Origin of the sequence: Flavobacterium davisii, from assembly GCF_019565505.1 — a bacterium.
GTDB classification, from domain to species: domain Bacteria; phylum Bacteroidota; class Bacteroidia; order Flavobacteriales; family Flavobacteriaceae; genus Flavobacterium; species Flavobacterium davisii.
In genome coordinates this window covers 401,122-424,326 of the sequence record NZ_CP067378.1, presented here as the reverse complement: position 1 = coordinate 424,326, position 23,205 = coordinate 401,122, and the positions used below count along the sequence as shown (strand labels likewise).

The following is a 23,205-nucleotide window of genomic DNA, read 5'->3' as shown; positions in this document are numbered from 1 at the left end:
AATTTTATAATTATTTAAAGTGTTGAAAACCAAAGGTTATCTGCGATTAGAAATGAATAAAAAAATATATATGAAAGTAAAAATAGGAATTAATGGTTTTGGTCGTATAGGACGTATAGTATTTAGAGAAATAGTAAAAAGAGATAATGTAGAAGTAGTCGCAATTAATGATCTTTTAGATATAAATCATTTAGCTTATTTGTTAAAATATGATTCAGTTCATGGCCGTTTTGATGGCAAAGTAGAAGTAAAGGAAGGAAAATTATTTGTAAATGATCGCCCTATAAGAGTAACAGCCGAAAAAAATCCACAATTAATAAAATGGGATGAGGTAGATACCGAAATAGTAGCAGAATGTACAGGGATTTTTACAAAACTAGAAACGGCTCAAGCGCATATTGATGGAGGAGCAAAAAAAGTAGTAATATCAGCTCCTTCGGCAGATGCTCCAATGTATGTAATGGGAGTAAATCATACAGATGCTTCAGCTAAAGATACAATAGTATCAAACGCATCATGTACAACAAATTGCTTAGCTCCCTTAGCAAAAGTTATTCATGATAATTTTGAAATCGTAGAAGGATTGATGACCACAATACATGCAACAACAGCTACTCAACTAACCGTAGATGGTCCTTCTAAAAAAGATTTTAGAGGAGGACGTTCTGCATTGGTAAATATAATACCATCTCAAACAGGAGCCGCTAAAGCAGTTGCTAAAGTCATACCAAGTTTAAAAGGAAAACTAACAGGAATGTCTATGAGAGTGCCTACAGCAGATGTATCCGTAGTAGATTTAACAGTAAAATTAGCTAAAGAAACATCTTATGAAGAAGTTATGGCAGTACTTAAAAAAGCATCTGAAACCACAATGAAAGGAATTCTTGGATTTACAGAGGATGATGTAGTTTCGCAAGACTTTATAGGCGATACCAGAATATCAATTGTTGATGCTAAAGCAGGTATTGGGCTTAATTCAACTTTTTTTTAAAATTGTATCATGGTATGATAACGAATACGGTTATTCAAGTAAATTAATAGATTTAGCCGTACATATAGCTAATTTATAACGAAAATGATTATTTTTATCTCCCGTTTCTTCATCTTAACGAAACGGGATTTTTATTATAAATAAATCAGTATTATTCAATTGATCGTATTATTCCTTAAATTCAGATTCTGTATTAGACTTCGTTGTGAGACAAAAAAACAAATACTTACGGAAAATTTTAGAAGAAGGAATAGCAACTATTTTGGTCATTAAAATAGGAGTACGTGCTTGAATTGGAAGAAAAATAAAAGGAATAGATTGGCTTCACCAATTTAATTTGTTCGAGTCTAATGCAAAATTTGGATTAAAAGTGTATCCAAAAAAAATACTAAAAAATAAAATAAATATTTAAAAAGAAAAGATTTACGCATTAATGAAAGTCTTTTAATTATTGTATAAATAAAAAGAAAATATAAAGAGAAAAACTATACAAATGAAATTAATAATAGACAGTGGTTCTACTAAGGCAGATTGGATTGCAATAGATGATTTGGGAAATATTTTATTTTCTACCCATACATTAGGTTTAAATCCTGAAATTTTAACAGAAATAGAAGTTTTAAAACGTCTAAATGATAATTCGGAATTAAACAAAAATAAAGAAAATATTTCAAATTTATATTTTTACGGAGCAGGATGCGGAACGGATCGTATGAAGAACTTTTTAGTTTCTATCTTTGAACAATACTTTTTGAATGCAAAAATTATTGTTTATGAAGATACATACGCAGCAGTGTATGCTACAACCTTAAAAGGAGAAAAGGCCATTGTTAGTATTTTAGGAACAGGATCTAATTGTAGTTATTTTGACGGTGATATATTACACCAAAAAGTACAGTCGCTAGGTTATATTATTATGGATGACTGTTCTGGTAACCGTTTTGGACGTCATTTGTTAAGAGAATATTATTATAACAAAATGCCTAAAAAATTAGCAGAAACTTTTGAAGCATCCTATAACCTAGATGCAGATGTGATTAAACAAAATTTATATAAAGAACCAAATCCAAATGCTTATTTAGCCTCATTTACAGAGTTTTTAATAAAACATAAAAACGAGTCATTCTGCCAGCAAATTATAAATGAAGAAATAGAATCTTTTATAGAAAACAGTATCAAACAGTTTGATAATTATAAAGAAGTATCCAATCATTTCATAGGATCAGTTGCATATTTTTTACAAGATGAAATTAAGTCTGCTTTAGAAAAACACAATATAAAAATTGGCAAGATCTTACAACGTCCAATAGACGGGTTAATAACATATCATTTACAAACCAATTAAAAATATGGTAATAGCACTAATAGCACATGATGTAAAAAAAGCAGATATGGTTCAGTTTGTAAGTAGAAACCTAGATTTGCTTTTAAAAGAAAATATTAAAATTATAGCAACAGGTACAACAGGAAGCCGGTAGAAGTAACCGGAATTAAGGTTGAAAAATTGTTGAGTGGCCCTTTAGGAGGAGATGCACAGATAGCAGCTAGAGTTGCAGTTGGAAAATGTAAAATGGTTTTGTTTTTTAAAGATCCAATGAGCAGCCATCCACACGAACCAGATATTAATATGCTTATAAGAATTTGTGATGTACACAATATTCCTTTAGCAACAAATGAAGCAACCGCACAATTGTTATTAGATGCTATAGCCAAACAAGATTAAATAGAGGTGAAATTTCGTAAATAAAATATTTTATTATAAAACAATGTATTTTCTTTTAAAAAGGGGTATATTAGTATAGTACTTGCTGTCAGTAAGATAGGCGTTGCGTTCTAATAGATCTTAATAAGAATTTAATTAAACATATAAAATTTATATTTATGAATAAAACAATTTTCTTGCTCAGTCTCAGTTTTCTGGTATTAAATTCAATTCAAGCTCAAAAAAGAAACCAACAGACAATACAGTTAATCTTTTATTAATTAAAAATGGAGAAGCCAGTATTGTATTTAATAAGAAAAAAGATTTGTATTTAGTTGTTATAAAAGATAGTATGCTTTTAACTAAAAATAAGCCAGAATTTGTACCGAATACAGTTAAAGTTGCTCCGATAAAAGTTAAAAATAAGACATTTTACCATGTTAGTTGGAAAGCTGTTGAAAAAAAGGAGACTTCCTTAGGAAAAGAATTTGTAAACCTTACTGAAAATCAGATTTGGAATCCTGTAAAAAAAACACTTTTAATAGCTAATATTGAAAAGTCGATAGATATAACAGAAATAGAATATTTAGATAAATTTAAAAATGCTTCGCAAACGATTTCCAAAAAAAGAAATGAAGGCTATTTATTTAGCCTATTATCTAATGGAGATTTTAGTTTGAGTAATAAAAATAACATGACTAAATATAGTTATAATGAAAAGACAGATAAATACGAATCTGTCAAACGTTAAGAAAGTTTATTTGAAGATTTCATAAAATAAAAGAATCTGTTGATGAAATATGAAAGAAGGAGGTAAAAATCTTTTACCCCTTCTTCTTAAAAGTCATTTTTTTAGATTTTGCTTCTTGAAATATAGTATTCATAAAAAGTATTTAATACTATTTTACAGTATTTATTCTAAAAGCAGGCTAATAAAAATGTACGATTTTTTTGTAGATATGGAAGTAAAAGACATAATTTGATGGGCATTTGTTACTTCGATCAAAGGAAGAAGTCATAATCTAAAATATGATTTCTACTTTTGTTATATAAATGACAAGATTGAGAATTTTTAAGACAACTTGATTGCTCTCAAAAAATGTACTTTTTTAGATTCAAAAAAAATATTTTAAAAACAAGGGTTAAATAAAGAAAAATTAATTTAAGTATTTATTGTATATATTATTTTTTAAATGTGGCTAGATATCGTTTTATTATAAAGAATGCAAAAAGGTAATGTGGTCAAAAATAGTTGGTGATTTTTTAGTATTTAATGCTTATATTACCCCTATCAAATTGAAGAGGACGTTGGCTCTGCTGAGGAGCAACCAACTAGCAATAAGTTTGATAATTATACGATAGTTTGAGAGGATAGATTTTCAGTCTATCCTCTTTAATTATCGGTAATTTAACATGGCTAAATAAAACCTTTTTACATTTGGTTTTTATAATACAAATACCATTTCAAAAAGTTCTTTCTGTTGGCTAAACTTAATCCTCTATGAATATTCAAGTTGCCTTTTAAGTGTCCGAAAAATGATTCCAATGAGTTTGTTGAATTGGGTATTTTTTCATCTTTTAGATACAAAAATATATTAGGCAATGCTTTTTTGATTACCGTAAACGATCTTCTAACCATTTTATGCGTATACCAATATCTTCCTGTTTCGGGATTATATGATTTTTGATTAATGAAATCTCTATATGTTTCTTCCCATTTTATGAGTTCCATAAGCCATAATTGCTTTTTGTACTCGGTGTTTATATAATGAATTTTAACAGCTATTTGTTTCAGTTCAAAACCAGATTTATGTTTTGGATTTGCTGTAAGCCATATTCTACACATTCGTGATATATGAACTAAACATCTTTGAAAGGGTACTTTTGGACAAACTTTTTTAATGGCTTTTATAGAAGATTTATCTCCATCAGAAGTAATGCTTTTTATTGTTATCCCAAGCTTTAATAGATTTTCTAAGTCTTCGGCTATTTCCTCAAAATGTTCTCCATTGCTTATTCTGTAAAGTTGTGTTAGCTTTAAATGAAAGTTTCTATATACAACTAAACAGATATCATTTGGAAAATAAGTTCCATCAAGAACTAAATATATCTCATCAGTTGAACTAAACTCTAAGACAGGAGATTTGTTTAGCATCTTATAGAAATAACGTTGTAAAGTGCTTATTCCATATCCTGATTCTTGTGAAATTTTATTAAAAGTGTCTTTGCCAATTACCCAATTTTTGAACCATATTTCTTTATTAGAATCTGAAACTGATTTATTAATATTAGTAAATAATTGTCCACAATTTTTACACTTAAATCGTTGTTTGTTTTGTTGAATTCCCCATTTTATAGTTTCTAGACTTTTACAAGTTGGACATCGCTTTTTTTTGAGTTTTTCATAAATAAAAAAGTTTATTGAAACGAATTTCAATAAACTCTTCGAAATATCATATTTTACAATAGCTAACAGCTATTTTACCAACTATTTTTGACTATTAAACCTGCAAAAAAATACGCATCATTTTTAAACCCAGATTCCGCATTAGACTTCGTTGTGAAACAAAATTTTTCAATAAATTCAATTGCTCACGGAAAATTTTAAAAGAAGAAATAGAGAACTATTTTGATGATTAAAATTTGAGTACGTGCTTGAATTTGAATAAAAATAAAGTGGAATAGATTTACTTCGTCTATTCGCTACGCTCGGGTCTAATGCGTAATCTGGGTTAAAGACATTAATTTAAAAATTTTCAAAAACACCCAAACCAAATAATGCAAAGTCATATTTAACAGGATCTTTTGGATCTAATAAACGTAAATTAATGTCTAATTCATACAATGCTTTTGAATCATTTTGTTTACGATTTAAAAGACCTAATTTTCTAGCTACATTACCTGAATGAACATCCAACGGACAAGATAGTGAAGAAGGAGAAATTTTTTTCCATATTCCAAAATCAACACCAGCGGAATCTTGTCTACACATCCAGCGTAAAAACATATTAATACGTTTAGCAGCAGAGTTATTAAAAGGATCTGATATATGTTTTTGAGTTCTTGTAGTATGAGGAATTTCAAAAAAAACTTTTTTAAATGCACTAATTGCTTTTTGTGTAGAGCTATTTTCTACATGTTTAGTGAAAACAGTTTCCAACCCTCCATGATGTAAATAAATATGTTGAAGACTTTTAACAAATTGTATAAAGTCTTCTCCATTAAAAGTTCTGTGTACAAATGAGTTTAATTTATCAAGCTGTGACAAATTGTGATTTATAATAAAGTCATAGGGAGAATCACCTAATAAATTCATCATTTTTTGTGCGTTTTTTATAATCATCTTTCGGTTCCCCCAAGCTATAGTAGCACTTAAGAAAGCGGCTATTTCAATGTCTTCTTTAGTATTGAATAAATGAGGGATTTGTATAGGATCACTCTCTATAAAATCAAAACGATTATATAAATTCACTTTTTCATCTAAAAAATCTTTTAATTCTAAAAACTCCATGTCAATTAAAGATGACTTCTATGTCATTTATATCTTTTATGTTACCATCCACAATAGTTATTTTTCGATCAGCCATATTAGCTAAATCTTCATTATGAGTAACAATTACAAAAGTTTGGTTTAATTCATCACGAAGTTTAAAAAACAATTGATGTAGATTTTCTGCTGTTATAGTATCTAAGTTACCAGATGGTTCATCAGCAAAAATGACCTTCGGTTTATTTATCATAGCTCTAGCAACAGCAACCCGTTGTTGTTCACCTCCAGATAATTCCATAGGTTTATGGTTTATTCTATGTTCTAAACCTAAATAACTTAATAATTTTTTAGCTTCCTCTTCGACTTCTTTCTTGCGTCTTTTGGCAATATAACCGGTATACAAACATTTTCTAAAGCAGTAAATTCAGGAAGTAGTTGATGAAATTGAAAAATAAAACCAAGATTTAAATTTCGAAATTTTGATAGTTCTTTATCATTCATTTTTAATACATCTTGACCATTGATTTCTAAAGAGGAAGAAAGATTAACTCCTTTTCTGTTTTTAAAACTAGGTTGGTCCAAAGTGCCTAAAATTTGAAGTAAAGTAGTTTTTCCTGCTCCAGATGCACCAACTATTGATACGATTTCACCCTTTTTAATTTGAAGATTAACTCTTTTTAAAACTTTTAGCTGTCCAAAGTATTTATGAATATTTGTGGCTTTGATCATTATTAAGTATTTTCACAAATAAACAAAGAATTTTATTCAACTTCAAATAAAGTTTTATTAAGATTGATGCTATGTTTTTTTAACCCGAATTTTGAGTTAGAAATTTATTACAAATAAAAAGAATTTTAAATCTAAAAAAGGATGTTATTTTTTAACCTCAATTAAGATGTGCTAAAGGATCACAATTTTTTCATTTTAACCCTGATTACACGTTAGAGATCTTTTAAAAAAGATACACATTTTGTTGATTGGCAGTACTATAAGAATTAAGGATTAGAAGTGCTAGAAACAGAAGCCATTTTATTTCAATGAGTTATAAAATTTATTTTTTCTAATGCTGAATTTGGGTTTACGCAAAAGAAGGCAAGAATGAAATGGATAAGCGAAGTTTTTATATAGTATTTATTTATAACATCATTTATTTCCCTGTTTGAAGATAGCCCTCGGGATTCCTATTGTGTGAAAAACGGTTGCTTTTAGGTGAAAAGAAATCGGTGTATTTATATCTTCTATACTCTTTTTATTTTCATTATAAAGTTTATGCCGCAATTTAGTTTTAAATGAGATGTAAAAATAAGTATTTGTTAAATATTTATTTATTTTGTTATATAGTAGTTGTTTAGTTTTTTAAGTATTAAAAAAGTTGTTTTAACATATTTTTAAGTCTATATTGTTAAAAAAGTGATTAATTTTGCATGCTTGCATAATAAAATAACAAATGAAGAAAATTGTAATTTTTGGTTCTGGTGTTACAGGACTTAAACTGGCTCACGAATTAGTTAAAACAGGAAATATGGTTACTGTTTATGAAAAAAAAAATCAACCAGGAGGAAAATGTATAGGAACCTTTCAAAATGGCTTACCAACAGAGCTTACACATAGACAAATGTTTGCCTCTAATATGAATTTTATTAACACATTAAATGAAATAGAATATAATGGAGGTAGCTTACTAAAAAATATTGAACCATTAAATAATGTTCAGTTTTATTGGGCAAAAGAAAATAAATTTATGGATTTCAAACGAAATTTTTTTAATTTTTTTGAACAATTAATCGATAATTTAAAATCAGCAAACTCTTTGTTTTTTTCAGGAGTACCTTTAAATGATATTTATTGGTTTAGATCTAAGTTATTGGTAAATAAAAAGGATAAGAATACATTGAATATGCCTTTATCTGAATACTTAGAATTTGATAAAAGACCAAAACTTGCCAATTTTGTCCTAAAAATAATATCTACATGGATAGGAGGAAATGGAGACACAAAGACAGGAGATTTCTTATTATTATTTAATTATAAAAATTTAACAAAAGAAAAAGTATATACTAAAACAAATACAACAAGTATTACTCTTAATGGGCCTATATCTGATTCTTTAATACAACCATGGTATGATTTTTTAAAGCAAAAGGGAGTCATTTTTCATTTTAATGAAGGTGTGAAAAAGTTGAATATTAGTAACGGAAAAGCTTTAAGTGCAATTTCTGAAAAAGAGAATGTTATTGAAGCAGACGCATTTATTTTAGCAATACCTCCTAAACAGGTTATAGATATGTTCCCTACAATAGGAGAAAGACTATCGGTTAACTATATTAAAAGCCATGGTTTTCAATTCCATTTTAAAGAAATTCCAGATTTATTTGTTGATAAAACAATTGGAATTATTGCTGATTCAGCTTGGGGGTTAAGTTATAAATTATATCATACCAAAAAATACGCAAATAAAGAGTTTTCTAACGATGTTAAACTTACAATTTCTGTTACAGCTACAAAAACTGAAAAAGAAAAAGGATCTTTATATAATAAACCCCTAATAGAATGTACTTTGAAAGAAGTAGAGGAAGAAATATTATTCCAAATGGGTATTAAGGAAAATATGCACAAGGATATTATGTACGGAAATTTAAATATTGGAGTGGGAGCAAAGTATTTAGAATATACAGACTTTAATATAGAAAAATATAGAAATTGGTATCATGGTCCATTAATTAGAGAAAATGATAATGGTAAATTTTTCTGGGCATTCGAAAATGAATTAATTAATCCAGATTACAATAATAGAGTCGGAATTAATTCTGCTAGTTGTGATAACGTTTTTATTTCAGGAGAATGGATCAATGATGAGAATCAGGTATGGACAGTTCCTTCAACAATAGAAAGATGTATGGAAAATGCAGCAATCTGTTCAAAAGTTGTAGATAATTATTTAATAGAGGCGTAAAATATTGTTAAACTCAGATTCCGCATTAGACTTCGTTTTTTGAATAAATTGAGGTGCTTATGAAAATTTTAGAAGAAGGAATAGAAAATTACTTTGATGATTAAAATTTGAGTACCTGCCTGAATTGAAATATAAATAAAGAAAAATAAATTCACTTCGTTCGAGTTTAATGCTAAATTTGGGTTCAATATTAGGTTATAACTTTTTATGATTTATTAACCGTAATTAGTGTTTTTATTTTAAAAATATTTTTAAAACCAAGCTATTACTATGTGTATTGTTTGGATTAATAAATTGAAGAAGATTGTTAAAATAAATGAAACCTATAATAAATTATAGATCCTATAATGTTTTATTTCCTCATTTTTGTCAATACCTAGCTAAATATAAATGTAAGAAAAATTAAAAATAAGAAGAAAATGAATTCATTGTCAAATAAAAAATACCAATTATATACTACGTCATTATTTTTCTTTTTAAGTTTATTATATTGTTTTTTTATTCAATATTTAATTGAAAAGAGTGTTTATAATGAGGTTATTATTAGTTTACTTTTCCCATTGTTAGCTATTCCTTTTTTTAATAAAGAAAATTTAACACCAGACATTAAAAGATTACTCGTATTAGAAACTTTTTTTAATCTGATATGTATCACCTTAAAATTTAATACATCTTTAAAAATAGAAATGATTATTTTTGATATTGTATTTGCCATATTCTTTTTTTTTTCAATCAGGAGGTTTTTTACTTTCTTTATTAGTTAAGAAAACATATTATAATTTGATACCCACTATTGCGTTAACAATAGGACTTTTTATCTATTATTTTAGATCAACAGGAACAACACTTTCACCAGATAATAAAGTTCTTATTTATGGATATGATGCTCCTCTTGAATTGCAGTTAATCTATTGCTCTTGGTTAATAGGAGTCTTACTAATAGATAATAAACTAATATTACCTAAGGCTACAGTATTAATGGTTCATCTAGCTTCATTTATAGTAGCTTTTCAATCGAGTGAATTTTTTCATTCAAGAATAGCAACAGCATGTCATCTTTTTGTTTTGAATTCCTTATTAGTTTATAAATCAAGAAATTGGGTAAATGAAAACTTTGTATCTATAGATTCTTTAAAAGAAGTTTTAGATAAACCTATATATTACAAAACCTTATCATTAATGATAAGTATTTTATCTGTGTTTTTTCTAATTTGTCTGTTTTTTAATACACAATGGTAATAATTTTTATAAAAAAATAAGACGAAAATACATAACTTAATGATTCCTTCTTCTTTTGTATTCTACAATAGAAAAAGGAATCATTTTATTTCAAAATGAATAGATTCTACATTTTAAAATATTAAAAAAGTTGATATTTTTATCACGGATAAAAAATGTTTTTTATTCGGCATTATAGTAAAAATTGAAAGATACAATACGTATTAAAATGCTGAAAAATAATAAATAGAGGTTTTCAACCTAGATTTCGTATTAGACTTTGTTTTGAAACAAAAAAGAATAAATTTAGTTGCTCATAAAAATTTTAAAAGAAAAAAAGGAAACTATTTTGGTGTTTAAAAAGGAGTACGGACTTGAATTGTAAGAAAGATAAATAGGAATAAACGGGCTTTGCTAATTCACTTCCTTCGAATCTAATGTAGGATTCTATCTAACTTAATTTAAGGAATTGATAAAGAAGTAGTTTCGATTCCGTATTTTTTAATCATTTTTTTAATTTGTATCGTTTTTTTATTCTTCATTTCTTGAATATATTGGTCTGTATTTATTGGTATATAATGTTGTTTTTTGACTATCATATTCCAAATTATAACTGCTATTTTTCTTGCTGTTGCTGTAATTGCAGCACCTCTTCCTTTTTAAAAGAAATCCTTTTAAAGAACATAACGAGGTAACCTTCTTTTTTTCTTTCAATTGTATTTGCCGCATTTCTTAATGTCAATGCAAATTTATTTTTCCCTTTTGGAGTTCTGCTACTCAAAACCTTACCTCCACTAATTTTATTATTTGGAGCTAACCTGAGCCAATTCACAAATTGCTTGGAGGTCTTGAATTTATATATATCGGTGCCTATTTCGGCTAAAAAACTAGTAACGGTTCCTGAGCAAACTGATTCTATAGCAAAGAGATCTACTCCAAAAAGTTTTAAACTATATTTCTGTACATCAAATTTGGGTTGGTTTTTCCCTTTATTCTGTTTCTTTACCAATTCGATATCTTCTGATAAAACAATTTCTCTGGTTTGATTTTTCAGCACTTCATCAATACGAGTATCGGTGTTTTTTATTTTATCTTGAATAAGTCTGTAAATATCATAACAATCGGAAAGCTCATGTAGGTATTCATTGTTTATTTTACCTTGTAAAGCGTCGGCTATTTCTTCTTTGCTTTTTTTAACTCGTTTGTCGCAATATTCAGCTAATTTTTCACCTGAAGTTTCACCTGATAGTATCATCTCAATTACTCTTATTCCAGAAACTCCTGTGATGTCACTTATCACAACGTCGAGTCTGAAGTTCATTAAACGTAATGCTTTTTGCATTTTGTTTACAAAGCCTGAACTTTGTTCAATCAAACTAGAACGATGTCTATGAAGTGTTCTTATCTGCAAAGTGGTTTCAGAGGGCAAAAAGAACCTCGTAATAGCCCTAAAGAATGAAGTTTCTGTATCCATTGTGCATCTTTCACATCTGTCTTTGCTTTGAGGTTTTTTGTTTGAGTCCCTTGAACCAAAAGAACTTCAAAACCATTTCCCTGCAAGATCATAAACAAAGATTGCCAATAACTCCCTGTGGACTCCAAAGCAACACTACGAATCTTGTTCTCTTGAAGATAAGCTACCAAAGCGCATAATCCTGATTGATAAACATTAAATTCTCTAATTTGATTTTCATCCTGTCCTATGGCTACAAAATGAGAACGTGACCCAACATCAATTCCTGCAGCATTGGGATTTACAATTTGCATTTTTTCGAAACTTTTCATAAAATATTTTTTTATTAAAATGCGAGGAAATGTAATATCTTTGCTTAAATTATTCTATACGAGATAACATGGTGTTTCATCATTGATTGTCTCAAAGGGCTTCCAAATGGAAGCCTTTTTACATTTCAGCCAAAATCTGGGAGGGGATAAATTCACCATTTTATACATAGGCTTCGCTCGCAAGTGCAAGTTAGCTCTCATTTGTCAAAGAACAATACTTTCTTGAAATCTGGGTTAAAACAAAAGAAAATATTAATCATTTATAATTATTGTCGTGAATCTAACAAAAGATCAACTAATACAAAAAAGTAAAAGAAATAAGCAAGCAACAATTGGAAAACTAATGGTGAGTATCATTATGGATTTTGTAGGTTATTTCAGTTATCTATTTCCTCGGAATAGGAGAGTTTTTGGATCTTGTTTGGGCCCCTTTTGCTGCATTTATGATGATCTTACTTTATAAAGGAACAGTAGGTAAAATTGCAAGTTTTTTAACATTTGTTGAAGAAATAACGCCAGGTTTAGATTTTATCCCATCTTTTACAATTACTTGGATTTATGAATATTACCAAGATAAAAAAGAAGAAAAGTAATTTTATATCTCTTTAATTATAAACAAACTCAATCTTTAAAATTTTATGGTTATTAAAAAAATATTTGTTTTAATAATGGTTCTCTTTTCAATGAACAATTTCTCCCAAAATGAAAAAAAAGCTATTTTGCATGATACAACTTTTGTTAATATAAATGAGTACTCCAAGAATTTTGTTTTAGATATCAAATATGCAACGGATGATAATTTTTTTAAAAAGAAAGTATATGATTGTAATGCCTGTTATTTGCGATATAAAACAGTAAAACAATTAATAAAGGCTAACAAAGAATTTGCCCAAAGAGGATACCGAATAAAATTATTTGATTGTTATCGACCTTTGAGTGTACAAAAAAAAATGTGGCAAATTGTTTCAAACCCTAATTACGTGGCAAATCCAGAAAGAGGATCTATCCATAATAGAGGAGGAGCGGTAGATTTGACCTTAATTGATAAACAAGGAAATGATGTAAATATGGGGACTGCTTTTGATCATTTTGGAAAAGAATCGTCACATACTTATACTAATTTACCTCAAAAAGTATTAGAAAATCGAAAATGGTTAAAGGAAATAATGAAAAAACATCACTTTGACTCATTAGAATCAGAGTGGTGGCATTATAGTTTAGAAGGAGCCCGTCAGTTTCAACTATCTAATTTTAATTGGCAATGCAATTAAAATCATTTGAGAAATAAGTTTTAATTTGAGTGTTTCTTTAGATTTTTAAATGATACTTTAAAAAGGAATTAAATTCTATAAAACTTTTTCATTATAAATCAAATGATAAAAATCAACGTTATTATCATAAAATACAGTTTTTTCAAAAATTCATACATAAAAAACGATTAGTTCCTTTGTGAAACTAATAGAATTAGTAATATCTGTCGCTAATATACAAGACTTTTGTGATTCAACCCAGATTCCGCATTAGACTTCGTTGTGAAACAAAATTTTTCAATAAATTCAAGTGCTCACGGAAAATTTTAGAAGAAGAAATAGTGAACTATTTTGATGATTAAAATTTGAGTACGTGCTTGAATTTGAAGAAAAAATAAAGTGGAATAGATTTACTTCGTCTATTCGCTACGCTCGGGTCTAATGCGTAATCTGGGTTAAATTTTTTCGCAAAGTAAAATAATCTTATTATTATCTAAATCCGTTGTAAAAAAGGTATACAAATTTCCTCCTTCTTTTATTTTCCATTTTTTTCTAATTGTTTCTACAGTTTCAGGAAAATTACGAGTCGTAATATTTGCTTTTTTGCCTTCTAAATGTTTCTTTATATCTATTTTGTTATACGAAATGGTTTCAATTATTTTAAATTTCCTGCCAGGAAAATAAATAAGTTCAGTATTCGTATATAAATGTGAAAAAGGATGTAGCTTTTTAACAGGAAATAAATGACAGATATAGTCAAAAGCTCCTGATTTCATAATAGCATTATTAGGTTCATATAAAAAAAATAAAGGCTTTGAGTAATTACAATTAAAATTTTCTTTTCCCCATGTAAATTCTATAACTTCATTTTCTTCTTTCGTAATATTAACAGCTTTTATTAAAATAGTATCATTATAATTTTTTTCAATAATCCAAAGGAGTTCTTTTACCTCATTTTGTAAGGCTACAATATGAACTTCTTTTACATTTTTTAATTCGTTCAGACCAGCTGATATGTCTAATATAGGAGCTGTCTTAATTAGAATACGCTCTGTAAATTGAAAATAAAATGCTAAAAAATCAGGAACATTAGGGAGGCAATCTTTTAATAAAAAAACTTTCCCTTTAGTGTCATTTCTTCTAGAAGGATCAATATAAATCCAGTCAAAAGATTGATTTAATTTTTTTAAAGTTTCATGGCTATCTCCAAGATGACATTCAATATTATTGATTTTAAGGAGATTAAAATTGTGTTTTGTGATTTCGTGTAAAAAGGTTTTGATTTCACAATGAATTAAATGATCAAAATTTTTAGAAAAATAATAATCATCTACACCAAAACCGCCTGTTAAATCAATCAAATTTTTGCCACTAATAAGCGAAGATTTATAATGAGCTGTAGCTTCTGATGAAGTTTGTTCAACTGATAATTTGCTTGGGAAAATAATATTTTTTTGATTGTACCAACTAGGTAGTTTTTCTTTTGCTTTTGCTTTAGAAGCAATTTGATTTAAAATTTCATTCCAAGGTATTTCAGGAAAAGGATTTTTCATCAATGCTACTTTCGTAAAGTTGAGCGCTATTGAATCCTCTATGAATTCTTGTACTTTAGGAGCTAATAATGGTTCAAAAATCATTATAAATTTTTTGTAAGGGTATAGATGAATTTGTTGTCAGGAAAAAACTCTTTTCCAATTACTTTAAGTATGGTGTAAGAAGGAACAGCAATGATCATTCCCGTAATTCCGAATAAAAATCCAAAAATTAAGATGATCAAAAATATTTCTAAAGGATGGGAGTTTGTACTGTTTGAAAAAATAATAGGTTGACTAAAATTATTGTCAATAAATTGAACAATAAAAAAACCTATTAAAATATAGAAAGAATGATAAAGCATTTCGGCGTTAATACTTCCATTAAAACTGCCTAATAGAGCTAGGGTAACAGCTAAAAAGCTGGCTATAATTGGTCCTATATAAGGGATGATGTTTAAAACGGCACAAATAAAAGCTATAATAAAGGAGTTTTCTACATTAAAAAGAATAATACTATAAAATAAAGTATAAATACAATGAGAAGTTGTAGTAATATACCACTAAAATATTTTAATAATAAAAAATCTATTTTTTGAATAGAAGTGACTATTTTTTCTTCATGCTCATCGGGTAAAATATTTTTGAATAATCGAAGAAAAAGAGCCCTGTCTTTTAAAAAGAAAAAAGTAATAAAAAAGCAAGAAGCAATTCCCATTCCAAAATTACTAATAGCGTTAATAAAAGAGTTTAAAAATTCACTAAGAAAATGAAAGTTGAGGTATTTTGTTAAGTTACTTCTATTAAGTATTTGATCAGCTTTAAAACCATTTGTGTTTAAAAAGGATTCTAATTGAGTAATTAAGTGTTCTATTTGTATAGATAATGCTTTACTGTCAAGTAATGAAATATGGGTGGCTTGACTATTTATTAGAGGAATGAACATTAGGAAGAAACCTAATATGACAATTCCGAAAAGGAATAAGGTTGTTAATACGGCTAAAATACTTTTAAATTTTAATCTTTTTTTTAAAAATCTACGATGGGGGATCCAATCATAGAAAGTAATAACGAAATGATTAGATAAATAATGACTGTTTTTATTTTGTAAAGAAAATAGAGTAAAATGGTTATAGAAATTAGCGTAATGACTGCTCTTATAATTCCGTTTGCAATAGCTTTGCTTTCCATATTTTCCGTTTTTGTGACGAATATATAAAAAAAATCCTGAGAAATACTCTCAGGATTTTAATCGTATCAAAAATGCTATTTTTATGGTTGAGCAAAAGAGTTTCTTGCACCTCCTGAAGCAAATACAGCTAAAGCTCTTGATTTTTGTCCTAAAGAGAACATATACATTCCTCTGTCATCTGTATAATCCATGTAATTCATGTACATTTCAAGAGGAGTACCTGTACAAGTTGATTTATGACCTACTGCAGGAACACCTGAGTTTGGAGAATCGTGAACAGGAGTGTCAGATACTAAGTCAGATCCGCAAGTAGCATCTCCCCAAATATGACGTAAATTAATCCAGTGTCCTACTTCGTGAGTAGCTGTACGTCCTAAGTTAAATGGATAAGTAGCTGTTCCTGTGTTACCCGTGTATTTAGAATCTAAAACCACACCATCAGTAGCTGAAGAACCGCCGGGGAATTGAGCGTATCCTAAGATACCTCCTCCAATTGTACATACCCAAATGTTTAATTTGGTTGTAGGAGAAGTAGGGTTAATACCTCCTTGAGTTGATTTTTTCATAGCATCAGCTGTTCCCCAAGATGTTTTAGTAGTTGATTTTCTTATTACTTGGTCAAGTACGAAACGAATTCCTAAATTACCACTTCTTACATTTGCATAAGGATTATTAGCTGTGTTATAATCTGTATTGGTTGCTGAAAAATCTTTGTTTAAAACATCAATTTGAGATTGTAATTGTGCTAATGAGGTGTTTTCAGCTGTTGTTCTGTATAATACATTAAAAACAACAGGAATTTCAATTACGCCATTTACTAACCTTCCTGATTTGATAATTTCAGTAGTTTGTTTTTCAATAGCATTCATTCTAGATGCCAATGCAGGATCTTCTTGCATTTGTCTTTCTAAAACTTCGTGAGAAGCACACCCTCTATGAGCAGTAGCGTCAACTGTATTGTTTGTAGCATTGTCTTCTTTTTGACAAGAAAACATCATTAAAGCAGCAGAAGCTGATAATAATAATTTTTTCATAATTTGTTTTTTGTTTGGTTTGATTAATAATAAGTTTTTAATTGGTTGCTAAATTATATATATTTTTTTAAAAAGCAAATAAATATTTATTTTATTTTATTTTTTTGATTAAAAAATGAATTTAGTTTAATTTTTTTATTATTTTGATTTTAATATTGTAATTATATTTTTTTGTTTTTTTAAATAGAAATAATATCTAATTAGATGTTTTTGTTAAGGTTGTTTAAAAATTTTAGATAGTGTCTTTAGAAGTTAAAAAAGTAGGTCGTATGATGCTAAGTTGCTTTTTAGTTATTGTTTTTACTTGGTTTAAAGAATAATTTATTATAAATATTCAATCAATATAAAAGACGAGTTAGCTGTAATTTTATAAACCGAACTTGAATGGATTTGTTTGTTGTTTCGTCAAACCCAGATTCCGTATTAGACTTCGCTTTTAAACAAAAACTTTCAATAAATTCAAGTGCTCACGGAAAATTTTAGAAGAAGAAATAAGGAATTGTTTTAATCATGAAAACGGAGTACGTGCTTGATTTGGAACAAAAATAAAATGGAATAAATTGGCTTCGTTCGAAGCTAATGCGGAATTTAGGTTAAAATGAGATAGAGAGAATTACTTATTTTAAAGAACTGCTATTTTAAATAATAAACTTATAACCTATACGTTTAAATTATATTTAACAGAAAGTACTACATTTGAATTACAAAAGATATTCTATGCGTCAATTACCTTTTCTTATATGTTCCATTTTTTTTTGGGTCAATTCATCCATTTTTTGTCAACAATCTGAAATTTATACAAATCCTCTTAGTTCCTACCAAAAGGGGATTCATCTTTTAAAAAGTAAACACTATTTAGCTGCGCAGTTGATTTTTGATAAAGTACAAAAGACAGCTGAGTTTGAAATAGCATCGGATTGCGCCTTTTACAGTGCATTAGCTTCTTTACGATTGAAACAAGAAAATGCGGATCAAAAAATGCTACAGTTTATAAAAGAATATCCTATTAGTACCAAAATGAATTCTGCTTATACGGAATTAGCAACTTATTTTTTTGAAAGCGGAAGATATGCGTATGCCTTAGAATATTTTGAAAAAGTAGATGAATCAGCATTAACTCGTGATGAACTTGAAAAATACTATTTTTATCGTGGTTACACATTTTTTACAACTCATGATCAAAAATCAGCCAAATATTATTTTAATCGTGTTGTATACTCCCATGAATACGGCTCAAAAGCCAAATATTATTTAGGTTTTTTGGCTTATCAAGGGAATCAGTATGAAGAAGCAAATAAATATTTTGATCAAGTAGATAAAGAAGATAAATATAAAGAAAAGCTTTCTTACTTTCAGGCTGATATGGCGTTTAAATCAGGAGCCTTTCAAAAATCTATTGATTTAGGCTTAAAAGCAATGGCTCATTCAAGCATAGAAGAAAAATCAGAACTAAGCAAAATTATTGGTGAAAGTTATTTTAACTTAAAAGAATATGATAAAAGTATTCCTTATTTAAAAGCATATCAAGGTAGAGAAGGCAAATGGAATAATACAGATTTTTATCAGTTAGGATATGCTTTTTATCAAAAGAAAGATTATGAAACAGCCATAGCATATTTTAATAGGATTGTTGAAGGAAACGATTTAGTAGCCCAGAATGCGTATTACCATTTAGGAGAAAGCTATTTAAAAACAGATAAAAAACAACAAGCATTAAATGCTTTTAAAAACGCTTCTGAAATGATTTTTGATAAAAAAATTCAAGAAGATGCTTATTTAAATTATGCAAAATTGAGTTATGATATAGGGAATTCGTATCAAACAACTCCAGAAATCCTAACAGGTTTCTTAACAAAATATCCCAATACATCCCATAAAAACGAAATAGAAAATTTATTGATTAATTCTTTTATAACATCTCGTAATTATAAAGAGGCGTTACAATTACTTGAAAAAAACAAATCAATAACCAATCGAATAGTTTACCAAAAAGTAGCTTTTTATAGAGGACTTGAATTGTATGCTGATGGCAACTATAATGAAGCACTGAATCTATTTAAAAAATCTATAAATGAACAAAAAAATCTTGTTTTTACAGCTCGCGCCACCTTTTGGAAAGGAGAAACAGAGTTTATAAAAAATGATTTTTCAAATGCGTTGTTAAGTTATAAACAATTTTTAGGTTTTGTAGAATCCAAAACAACAACCGAAAATGAAAATATAAATTATAACATAGCCTATACCTATTTTAAATTAAAAGAATACGAGCAAGCCTCAAGATTTTTTCAAAAACATACAGAAAATTCTAAAGAAGATAAAACACGATTAATAGATGCTTATTTGCGATTAGCAGATTGTTATTTCGTAACTTCTAAATACAATTTAGCTATTGAATCCTATGATAAAGCCATCGCTTTAAAAGGAATAGATACAGATTATGCTAGTTTTCAAAAAGCTATTTCGTATGGGTTTGCAGGAAAAAATGATCAAAAAATTAGAGAACTAAATAATTTCATCAAAAAATTTTCAGAATCAGAATATCGTGACGATGCTTTTTATGAGTTAGCGAATACTTACACAACAATAGGACAGTCTACAGCTGCTATAAAAATGTACGACCAGTTAATTTCCGAGTATAACAAGGGGCGCTATACCGCAAAAGCCATTTTACGTCAAGGACTTATATTTTATAATGAAGACAAAGACGATTTGGCCTTGTTAAAATTTAAAAAAGTAGCACAAGAATATCCAGGAACCGAAGAAGCCAATGAATCAGTTCGAACAGCTAGACTTCTTTATATAGATAAAGGACAAGTACAAGAATATGCAAATTGGATTAAAACCCTTGAGTTTGTAGAAGTAAATGATACAGAATTAGATCATGATGCTTGGGAAGCAGTAGAAAAGCAATACGCACAAGAAAATAAAGAACAAGCTTTACTTAATTTAAAAAGTTATATTAATACTTTTCCAAATGGGAAACAAATATTAAAAGCATACTTTTATTTAGCAGAACTATATTACCAAAAAGGTGCAATAGATCTTTCTCTTTCTAATTACGAGTACTTAGTTTCCAAATCAAGAAATGAATATACAGAACAAGCCCTTACTCGTTTATCAGAATTATTTTTAAAAAAACAAAATAATACAGAACAATCCATTGTATACCTAATACGTTTAGAAAATGAATCGGATTTTCCACAAAATAAAATGTATGCACAAGCGAACCTAATGAAAATTTATTATGAAAAAAAAGAATATAATAATGCCGTTGTATATGCTGAAAAAGTATTATTAAATCCCAAAACAGATAATAAGCTTAAAACAGATGCTCAAATTATTATTGCGCGTGCAGCTAGAGAATTAGGAGATGAAAATAAAACAAAAGAAGCTTATTTAAATGTTCAAAAAAATGCTAAAGGAGAATTAATGGCCGAGGCACTGTATTATGATTCCTTCTTTAAAAATAAGGAAGGAAAGTTTGAACTTTCCAATGCTATTGTGCAAAAAATAGCAAAAGAATATTCCGGATACAAATATTATGGAGCCAAAAGTTTAATAATTATGGCGAAAAATTTTTACGGACTGAAAGATAGTTATCAGGCAAGTTATATTTTAGAAAGCGTAATTAAAAATTTTAAGAATTTTCAAGATGTACTTACAGAAGCTCAAGAAGAGTTGAATAAAATAAAGGCAGAAGAAGCTAAAACAAATTCCTCCATAAAAGGATAATATTTAAAAAAATATAGTTCCAAATTGGAAATAAAGCTGTTCTAAAAGCAAAGCATCAACATTTAGTTTACCACTCCCAAACAGAACGAGTTTTTAATGAATATGAAACTATTTTGATTAAAAGGAAAGCCCCGTATTATGGTTTCCTTTATAGATAAAAAATAGTTTATTTTAAATAAGAAAAAAATGAATAGAATTAATATATATACCATAATCTTTTTAATGATTTTCTTTCAGAATGGATCAGCTCAAAAAAAGAGGACACCATAGGAACTGAAGTTGTAAACGTAGTAAAACCTTATACACCTGCAATTTCCGATGCTTTTAAAATAAAAGAAAATCCACCTGTTATAGAAAAAGAATCTACTCAAAAAGAAATAGTAAAATATCAAATTTTTTCATTTCCTGTTGCATCCATCTTTGTACCTTCCAAAGGAAAAGCAGCTCTGATAGAAAAAGCCAAACAAGAAAAAAATAAAGCCTAATTATATATCAGCCGCCTATGGTAATTATAATACACTTTATTCAGAACTTTTTATCTCCCATAGTATAGATGATACTCAAAATATAGGAGGTACTGCTCAATATCTAGGTTCAGGAGGAGGCATATCAGGAACATCACTCAATAATGGATATGAAGATTTATTACTAGGAGGATTCTATGACTACACATTTAATCAAAATATACTAAAAGTTGATGCCTCTTATGGAAGAGAAGGATACAATTGGTATGGTTTACCATTAAAAAATCCCAACTTCAATTTTAAAAATGTTAATTCTATAAAGCCTCAACATATTTACAATACACTAAAAGCAGATGCTGAATTAATAGTAGCTAAAAGTTTTTTAAACAAAATGAATATTCGTTATATCGGATTTTCAGATGATTATAATTCAAGTGAAAATCGTTTTATATTAAATCCCCGATTTAATTTTGATGTAAATCAAACGAATTTAAAACTTAATTTCAATTTAGACTACGTTAACACTTCTTTTGATAAAAGTTTTCAAATAAATGTAAGCAATCAAGGAAAAGACATATCGATACAACAATCCTCTCTCATTTTTAGTACACATCCCAGTATTACTTTTAAAAAGATGATGTATCTATAGATTTTGGTGCTGAATTAACCTATCAAGCTAGATTAAAAAATATTTATTCAGGAATAGATCAAGGAACTCAATCAAGCTTTTATATTTATCCTAAAATCTACGCATCCTATAAAGTAGTTAATGACTTAATGGTACTAACAACAGGAGTAGAAGGAGGTTTAGAGCAGCAAACATATCAAAATTTTGTGACTCAAAATAAATTCTTTTCTCCTACATTAGACGCTAAACCAAGTGATCGTCAATATGCCTTATTTATAGGTTTAAATGGTAAATTAGCCAATACGGTTTCTTATCATCTAAAATCAATGTATGAATCAGTAAAAAATAAAGCGCTCTTTGTAAGTAATCCCTATTTATCTAACCCTACAGAAAATTATAGTTACGGAAACTCATTTAATGTTATATACGATGATATTAAGAATTTTAGTTTCTTCGGAGAATTAAAAGCAGATGTTAATAAAGATATAGCATTAGGTATTCATGCAACCTTTAATTCATATCAAACAACAAATCAATTAGAGGCATGGAATTTACCTGTTGTTAAAATAGGCTTTTTAGCAGATTTTACTATAGGACAAAAATTTTATGCAGGAACACAATTATTTTATGTAGGTGAACGAAAAGATCAATTTAAAAATTATACAGGTTTTACTTATCCAGATTCTGTACAAAATGTAGAGGCTTATTTTGATATTAATGCGCATCTAGGTTATAAATACAACGATCGTTGGACATTTTTTGTAAAAGCTAATAATTTAGCCAATCAAAATTATCAAAGATGGTTAAACTATCCTGTACAAGGTACACAAATAATAGGAGGGGCAAGCTACAAGTTTGATTTATAAAATAGTCTAAAATGCTTAATTATTAATTTTTTTAAAAATAAAATAATTATTTTTCTATAAATAATATACCTGTTTATAATTGAAAATGATGCTAAAACAAGAAATTTACAGCCAGTATCTTCAAATCATACAAGATAAGATAGATGTTTTTCAAGATATGATTATAGATCTTACTAAAGACGCTTCCAATGATGCTAAAGGATCCGCAGGAGATAAGCACGAAACGGCTTTGTCTATGATGCATCTTGAACAAGAAAAACTATCAACCAAATTGCGAGAAGCAATTGAATCTAAATCTACTTTAGAAAAAAATAGACATAACTCAAGAACATAAAAATATTGTTTTAGGAAGTCTTGTAAAAACCAAT

The 23,205-nt window shown here is 28.0% G+C and carries 19 protein-coding genes and 4 pseudogenes; 12 read left to right on the top strand and 11 right to left on the bottom strand.

What is annotated here, in order from left to right; all coding sequences use genetic code 11:
* Window positions 1-70: 70 nt before the first annotated feature.
* The 4 genes and pseudogenes from gap (at window position 71) to JJC05_RS02145 (ending at window position 3,444) form a co-directional block, all read left to right on the top strand.
* Window positions 71-1,070: pseudogene (gene gap / locus JJC05_RS02160) on the top strand (type I glyceraldehyde-3-phosphate dehydrogenase).
* Between the two features lie 414 nt (window positions 1,071-1,484).
* Window positions 1,485-2,336, top strand: a complete 852-nt coding sequence (locus JJC05_RS02155) for an N-acetylglucosamine kinase (RefSeq protein ID WP_105196797.1) — start codon at window positions 1,485-1,487, stop codon at window positions 2,334-2,336.
* Window positions 2,337-2,340: 4 nt separating this feature from the next.
* A pseudogene (locus JJC05_RS02150) lies at window positions 2,341-2,714 on the top strand (methylglyoxal synthase).
* A 304-nt stretch (window positions 2,715-3,018) separates the two neighbouring features.
* The gene (locus tag JJC05_RS02145; RefSeq protein WP_235878118.1) at window positions 3,019-3,444 is read left to right on the top strand and encodes a hypothetical protein; all 426 of its coding nucleotides are present in this window, start codon (window positions 3,019-3,021) and stop codon (window positions 3,442-3,444) included.
* Window positions 3,445-4,125: 681 nt separating this feature from the next.
* Here the strand turns inward: JJC05_RS02145 and JJC05_RS02140 are convergent.
* The 3 genes and pseudogenes from JJC05_RS02140 to JJC05_RS02130 all read right to left on the bottom strand — a co-directional run bounded on the left by JJC05_RS02140 (window position 4,126) and on the right by JJC05_RS02130 (window position 6,912).
* Entirely contained in the window at window positions 4,126-5,130 is a 1,005-nt protein-coding gene (locus tag JJC05_RS02140) for an IS256 family transposase, variant Zn-binding type (RefSeq protein WP_258929413.1), read from the bottom strand.
* A 309-nt stretch (window positions 5,131-5,439) separates the two neighbouring features.
* A complete protein-coding gene (locus JJC05_RS02135) occupies window positions 5,440-6,204 on the bottom strand; it encodes a TIGR02757 family protein (RefSeq protein ID WP_105196793.1) in 765 nt (254 codons plus the stop codon).
* A gap of 1 nt (window position 6,205) precedes the next feature.
* Window positions 6,206-6,912, bottom strand: a pseudogene (locus tag JJC05_RS02130) (ABC transporter ATP-binding protein).
* A gap of 718 nt (window positions 6,913-7,630) precedes the next feature.
* Between JJC05_RS02130 and JJC05_RS02125 the strand changes: the two are divergent.
* A complete protein-coding gene (locus JJC05_RS02125) occupies window positions 7,631-9,136 on the top strand; it encodes an oleate hydratase (protein ID WP_235878117.1) in 1,506 nt (501 codons plus the stop codon).
* 526 nt (window positions 9,137-9,662) lie between these two features.
* Here the strand turns inward: JJC05_RS02125 and JJC05_RS02120 are convergent.
* Window positions 9,663-9,851, bottom strand: coding sequence for a hypothetical protein (locus JJC05_RS02120; RefSeq protein WP_235878116.1), 189 nt, complete (start codon window positions 9,849-9,851; stop codon window positions 9,663-9,665).
* A gap of 65 nt (window positions 9,852-9,916) precedes the next feature.
* Here JJC05_RS02120 and JJC05_RS02115 point away from each other — a divergent pair, with 65 nt between their 5' ends.
* Window positions 9,917-10,375: a hypothetical protein gene (locus JJC05_RS02115; RefSeq protein ID WP_235878114.1), complete on the top strand. Its 459-nt coding sequence runs from the start codon at window positions 9,917-9,919 to the stop codon at window positions 10,373-10,375.
* Window positions 10,376-10,815: 440 nt separating this feature from the next.
* Here the strand turns inward: JJC05_RS02115 and JJC05_RS02110 are convergent, their stop codons facing one another.
* Genes JJC05_RS02110 through JJC05_RS02100 form a run of 3 tightly spaced genes read right to left on the bottom strand, consistent with a single transcriptional unit; the run spans window position 10,816 to window position 12,139 of the window.
* Window positions 10,816-10,953, bottom strand: a complete 138-nt coding sequence (locus JJC05_RS02110; protein WP_235877300.1) for a hypothetical protein — start codon at window positions 10,951-10,953, stop codon at window positions 10,816-10,818.
* Between the two features lie 17 nt (window positions 10,954-10,970).
* The gene (locus JJC05_RS02105; RefSeq protein WP_235877301.1) at window positions 10,971-11,696 is read right to left on the bottom strand and encodes a transposase; all 726 of its coding nucleotides are present in this window, start codon (window positions 11,694-11,696) and stop codon (window positions 10,971-10,973) included.
* Between the two features lie 59 nt (window positions 11,697-11,755).
* The gene (locus JJC05_RS02100; protein ID WP_235877302.1) at window positions 11,756-12,139 is read right to left on the bottom strand and encodes an IS110 family transposase; all 384 of its coding nucleotides are present in this window, start codon (window positions 12,137-12,139) and stop codon (window positions 11,756-11,758) included.
* A gap of 410 nt (window positions 12,140-12,549) precedes the next feature.
* Between JJC05_RS02100 and JJC05_RS02095 the strand changes: the two genes are divergently transcribed.
* Together JJC05_RS02095 and ddpX are read left to right on the top strand one after the other, a co-directional pair.
* Window positions 12,550-12,732, top strand: coding sequence for a hypothetical protein (locus JJC05_RS02095; RefSeq protein WP_309597390.1), 183 nt, complete (start codon window positions 12,550-12,552; stop codon window positions 12,730-12,732).
* 90 nt (window positions 12,733-12,822) lie between these two features.
* Window positions 12,823-13,410 carry a D-alanyl-D-alanine dipeptidase gene (gene ddpX, locus JJC05_RS02090; RefSeq protein ID WP_258929412.1) on the top strand — a complete coding sequence of 196 codons (588 nt, stop codon included), beginning with the start codon at window positions 12,823-12,825 and terminating at the stop codon, window positions 13,408-13,410.
* A 434-nt stretch (window positions 13,411-13,844) separates the two neighbouring features.
* On the opposite strand, the gene JJC05_RS02085 is transcribed toward ddpX, so the two are convergent.
* The 4 genes and pseudogenes from JJC05_RS02085 to JJC05_RS02075 form a co-directional block, all read right to left on the bottom strand.
* The gene (locus JJC05_RS02085) at window positions 13,845-15,026 is read right to left on the bottom strand and encodes a class I SAM-dependent methyltransferase (RefSeq protein ID WP_127823169.1); all 1,182 of its coding nucleotides are present in this window, start codon (window positions 15,024-15,026) and stop codon (window positions 13,845-13,847) included.
* Window positions 15,026-15,927: pseudogene (locus JJC05_RS18650) on the bottom strand (AI-2E family transporter). The gene JJC05_RS02085 and the pseudogene JJC05_RS18650 overlap by 1 nt, the downstream one beginning before the upstream one ends.
* Before the next feature lie 23 nt (window positions 15,928-15,950).
* Window positions 15,951-16,112 carry a hypothetical protein gene (locus tag JJC05_RS17880; RefSeq protein WP_309597388.1) on the bottom strand — a complete coding sequence of 54 codons (162 nt, stop codon included), beginning with the start codon at window positions 16,110-16,112 and terminating at the stop codon, window positions 15,951-15,953.
* An 81-nt stretch (window positions 16,113-16,193) separates the two neighbouring features.
* Window positions 16,194-17,147: a zinc metalloprotease gene (locus tag JJC05_RS02075; RefSeq protein WP_105196789.1), complete on the bottom strand. Its 954-nt coding sequence runs from the start codon at window positions 17,145-17,147 to the stop codon at window positions 16,194-16,196.
* Between the two features lie 717 nt (window positions 17,148-17,864).
* On the opposite strand from JJC05_RS02075, the gene JJC05_RS02070 reads away from it, so the two are divergent.
* From JJC05_RS02070 to JJC05_RS17875, 4 genes are all read left to right on the top strand, one after another.
* A complete protein-coding gene (locus JJC05_RS02070; protein ID WP_235878110.1) occupies window positions 17,865-20,879 on the top strand; it encodes a tetratricopeptide repeat protein in 3,015 nt (1,004 codons plus the stop codon).
* Window positions 20,880-21,734: 855 nt separating this feature from the next.
* Complete coding sequence (locus tag JJC05_RS16410) at window positions 21,735-21,992, top strand: hypothetical protein (protein ID WP_258929410.1); 258 nt, start codon at window positions 21,735-21,737, stop codon at window positions 21,990-21,992.
* 128 nt (window positions 21,993-22,120) lie between these two features.
* A complete protein-coding gene (locus JJC05_RS16405) occupies window positions 22,121-22,837 on the top strand; it encodes a hypothetical protein (protein ID WP_258929409.1) in 717 nt (238 codons plus the stop codon).
* A gap of 85 nt (window positions 22,838-22,922) precedes the next feature.
* Window positions 22,923-23,171: a hypothetical protein gene (locus JJC05_RS17875; RefSeq protein WP_309597387.1), complete on the top strand. Its 249-nt coding sequence runs from the start codon at window positions 22,923-22,925 to the stop codon at window positions 23,169-23,171.
* The last annotated feature ends 34 nt before the right edge of the window (window positions 23,172-23,205 follow it).

Excerpts from the sequence above, each read along its gene's own strand:
- JJC05_RS02155 (WP_105196797.1), top strand. The coding sequence starts at position 1,485 with ATGAAATTAATAATAGACAGTGGTTCTACTAAGGCAGATTGGATTGCA.
- JJC05_RS02135 (WP_105196793.1), bottom strand. The coding sequence starts at position 6,204 with ATGGAGTTTTTAGAATTAAAAGATTTTTTAGATGAAAAAGTGAATTTA.
- JJC05_RS02125 (WP_235878117.1), top strand. The coding sequence starts at position 7,631 with ATGAAGAAAATTGTAATTTTTGGTTCTGGTGTTACAGGACTTAAACTG.
- JJC05_RS02120 (WP_235878116.1), bottom strand. The coding sequence starts at position 9,851 with ATGGCAAATACAATATCAAAAATAATCATTTCTATTTTTAAAGATGTA.
- JJC05_RS02110 (WP_235877300.1), bottom strand. The coding sequence starts at position 10,953 with ATGATAGTCAAAAAACAACATTATATACCAATAAATACAGACCAATAT.
- JJC05_RS02105 (WP_235877301.1), bottom strand. The coding sequence starts at position 11,696 with ATGCAAAAAGCATTACGTTTAATGAACTTCAGACTCGACGTTGTGATA.
- JJC05_RS02100 (WP_235877302.1), bottom strand. The coding sequence starts at position 12,139 with ATGAAAAGTTTCGAAAAAATGCAAATTGTAAATCCCAATGCTGCAGGA.
- ddpX (WP_258929412.1), top strand. The coding sequence starts at position 12,823 with ATGAACAATTTCTCCCAAAATGAAAAAAAAGCTATTTTGCATGATACA.
- JJC05_RS02085 (WP_127823169.1), bottom strand. The coding sequence starts at position 15,026 with ATGATTTTTGAACCATTATTAGCTCCTAAAGTACAAGAATTCATAGAG.
- JJC05_RS17880 (WP_309597388.1), bottom strand. The coding sequence starts at position 16,112 with ATGGAAAGCAAAGCTATTGCAAACGGAATTATAAGAGCAGTCATTACG.
- JJC05_RS02075 (WP_105196789.1), bottom strand. The coding sequence starts at position 17,147 with ATGAAAAAATTATTATTATCAGCTTCTGCTGCTTTAATGATGTTTTCT.
- JJC05_RS02070 (WP_235878110.1), top strand. The coding sequence starts at position 17,865 with ATGCGTCAATTACCTTTTCTTATATGTTCCATTTTTTTTTGGGTCAAT.
- JJC05_RS16410 (WP_258929410.1), top strand. The coding sequence starts at position 21,735 with ATGAATATTCGTTATATCGGATTTTCAGATGATTATAATTCAAGTGAA.
- JJC05_RS16405 (WP_258929409.1), top strand. The coding sequence starts at position 22,121 with ATGGTACTAACAACAGGAGTAGAAGGAGGTTTAGAGCAGCAAACATAT.
- JJC05_RS17875 (WP_309597387.1), top strand. The coding sequence starts at position 22,923 with ATGATGCTAAAACAAGAAATTTACAGCCAGTATCTTCAAATCATACAA.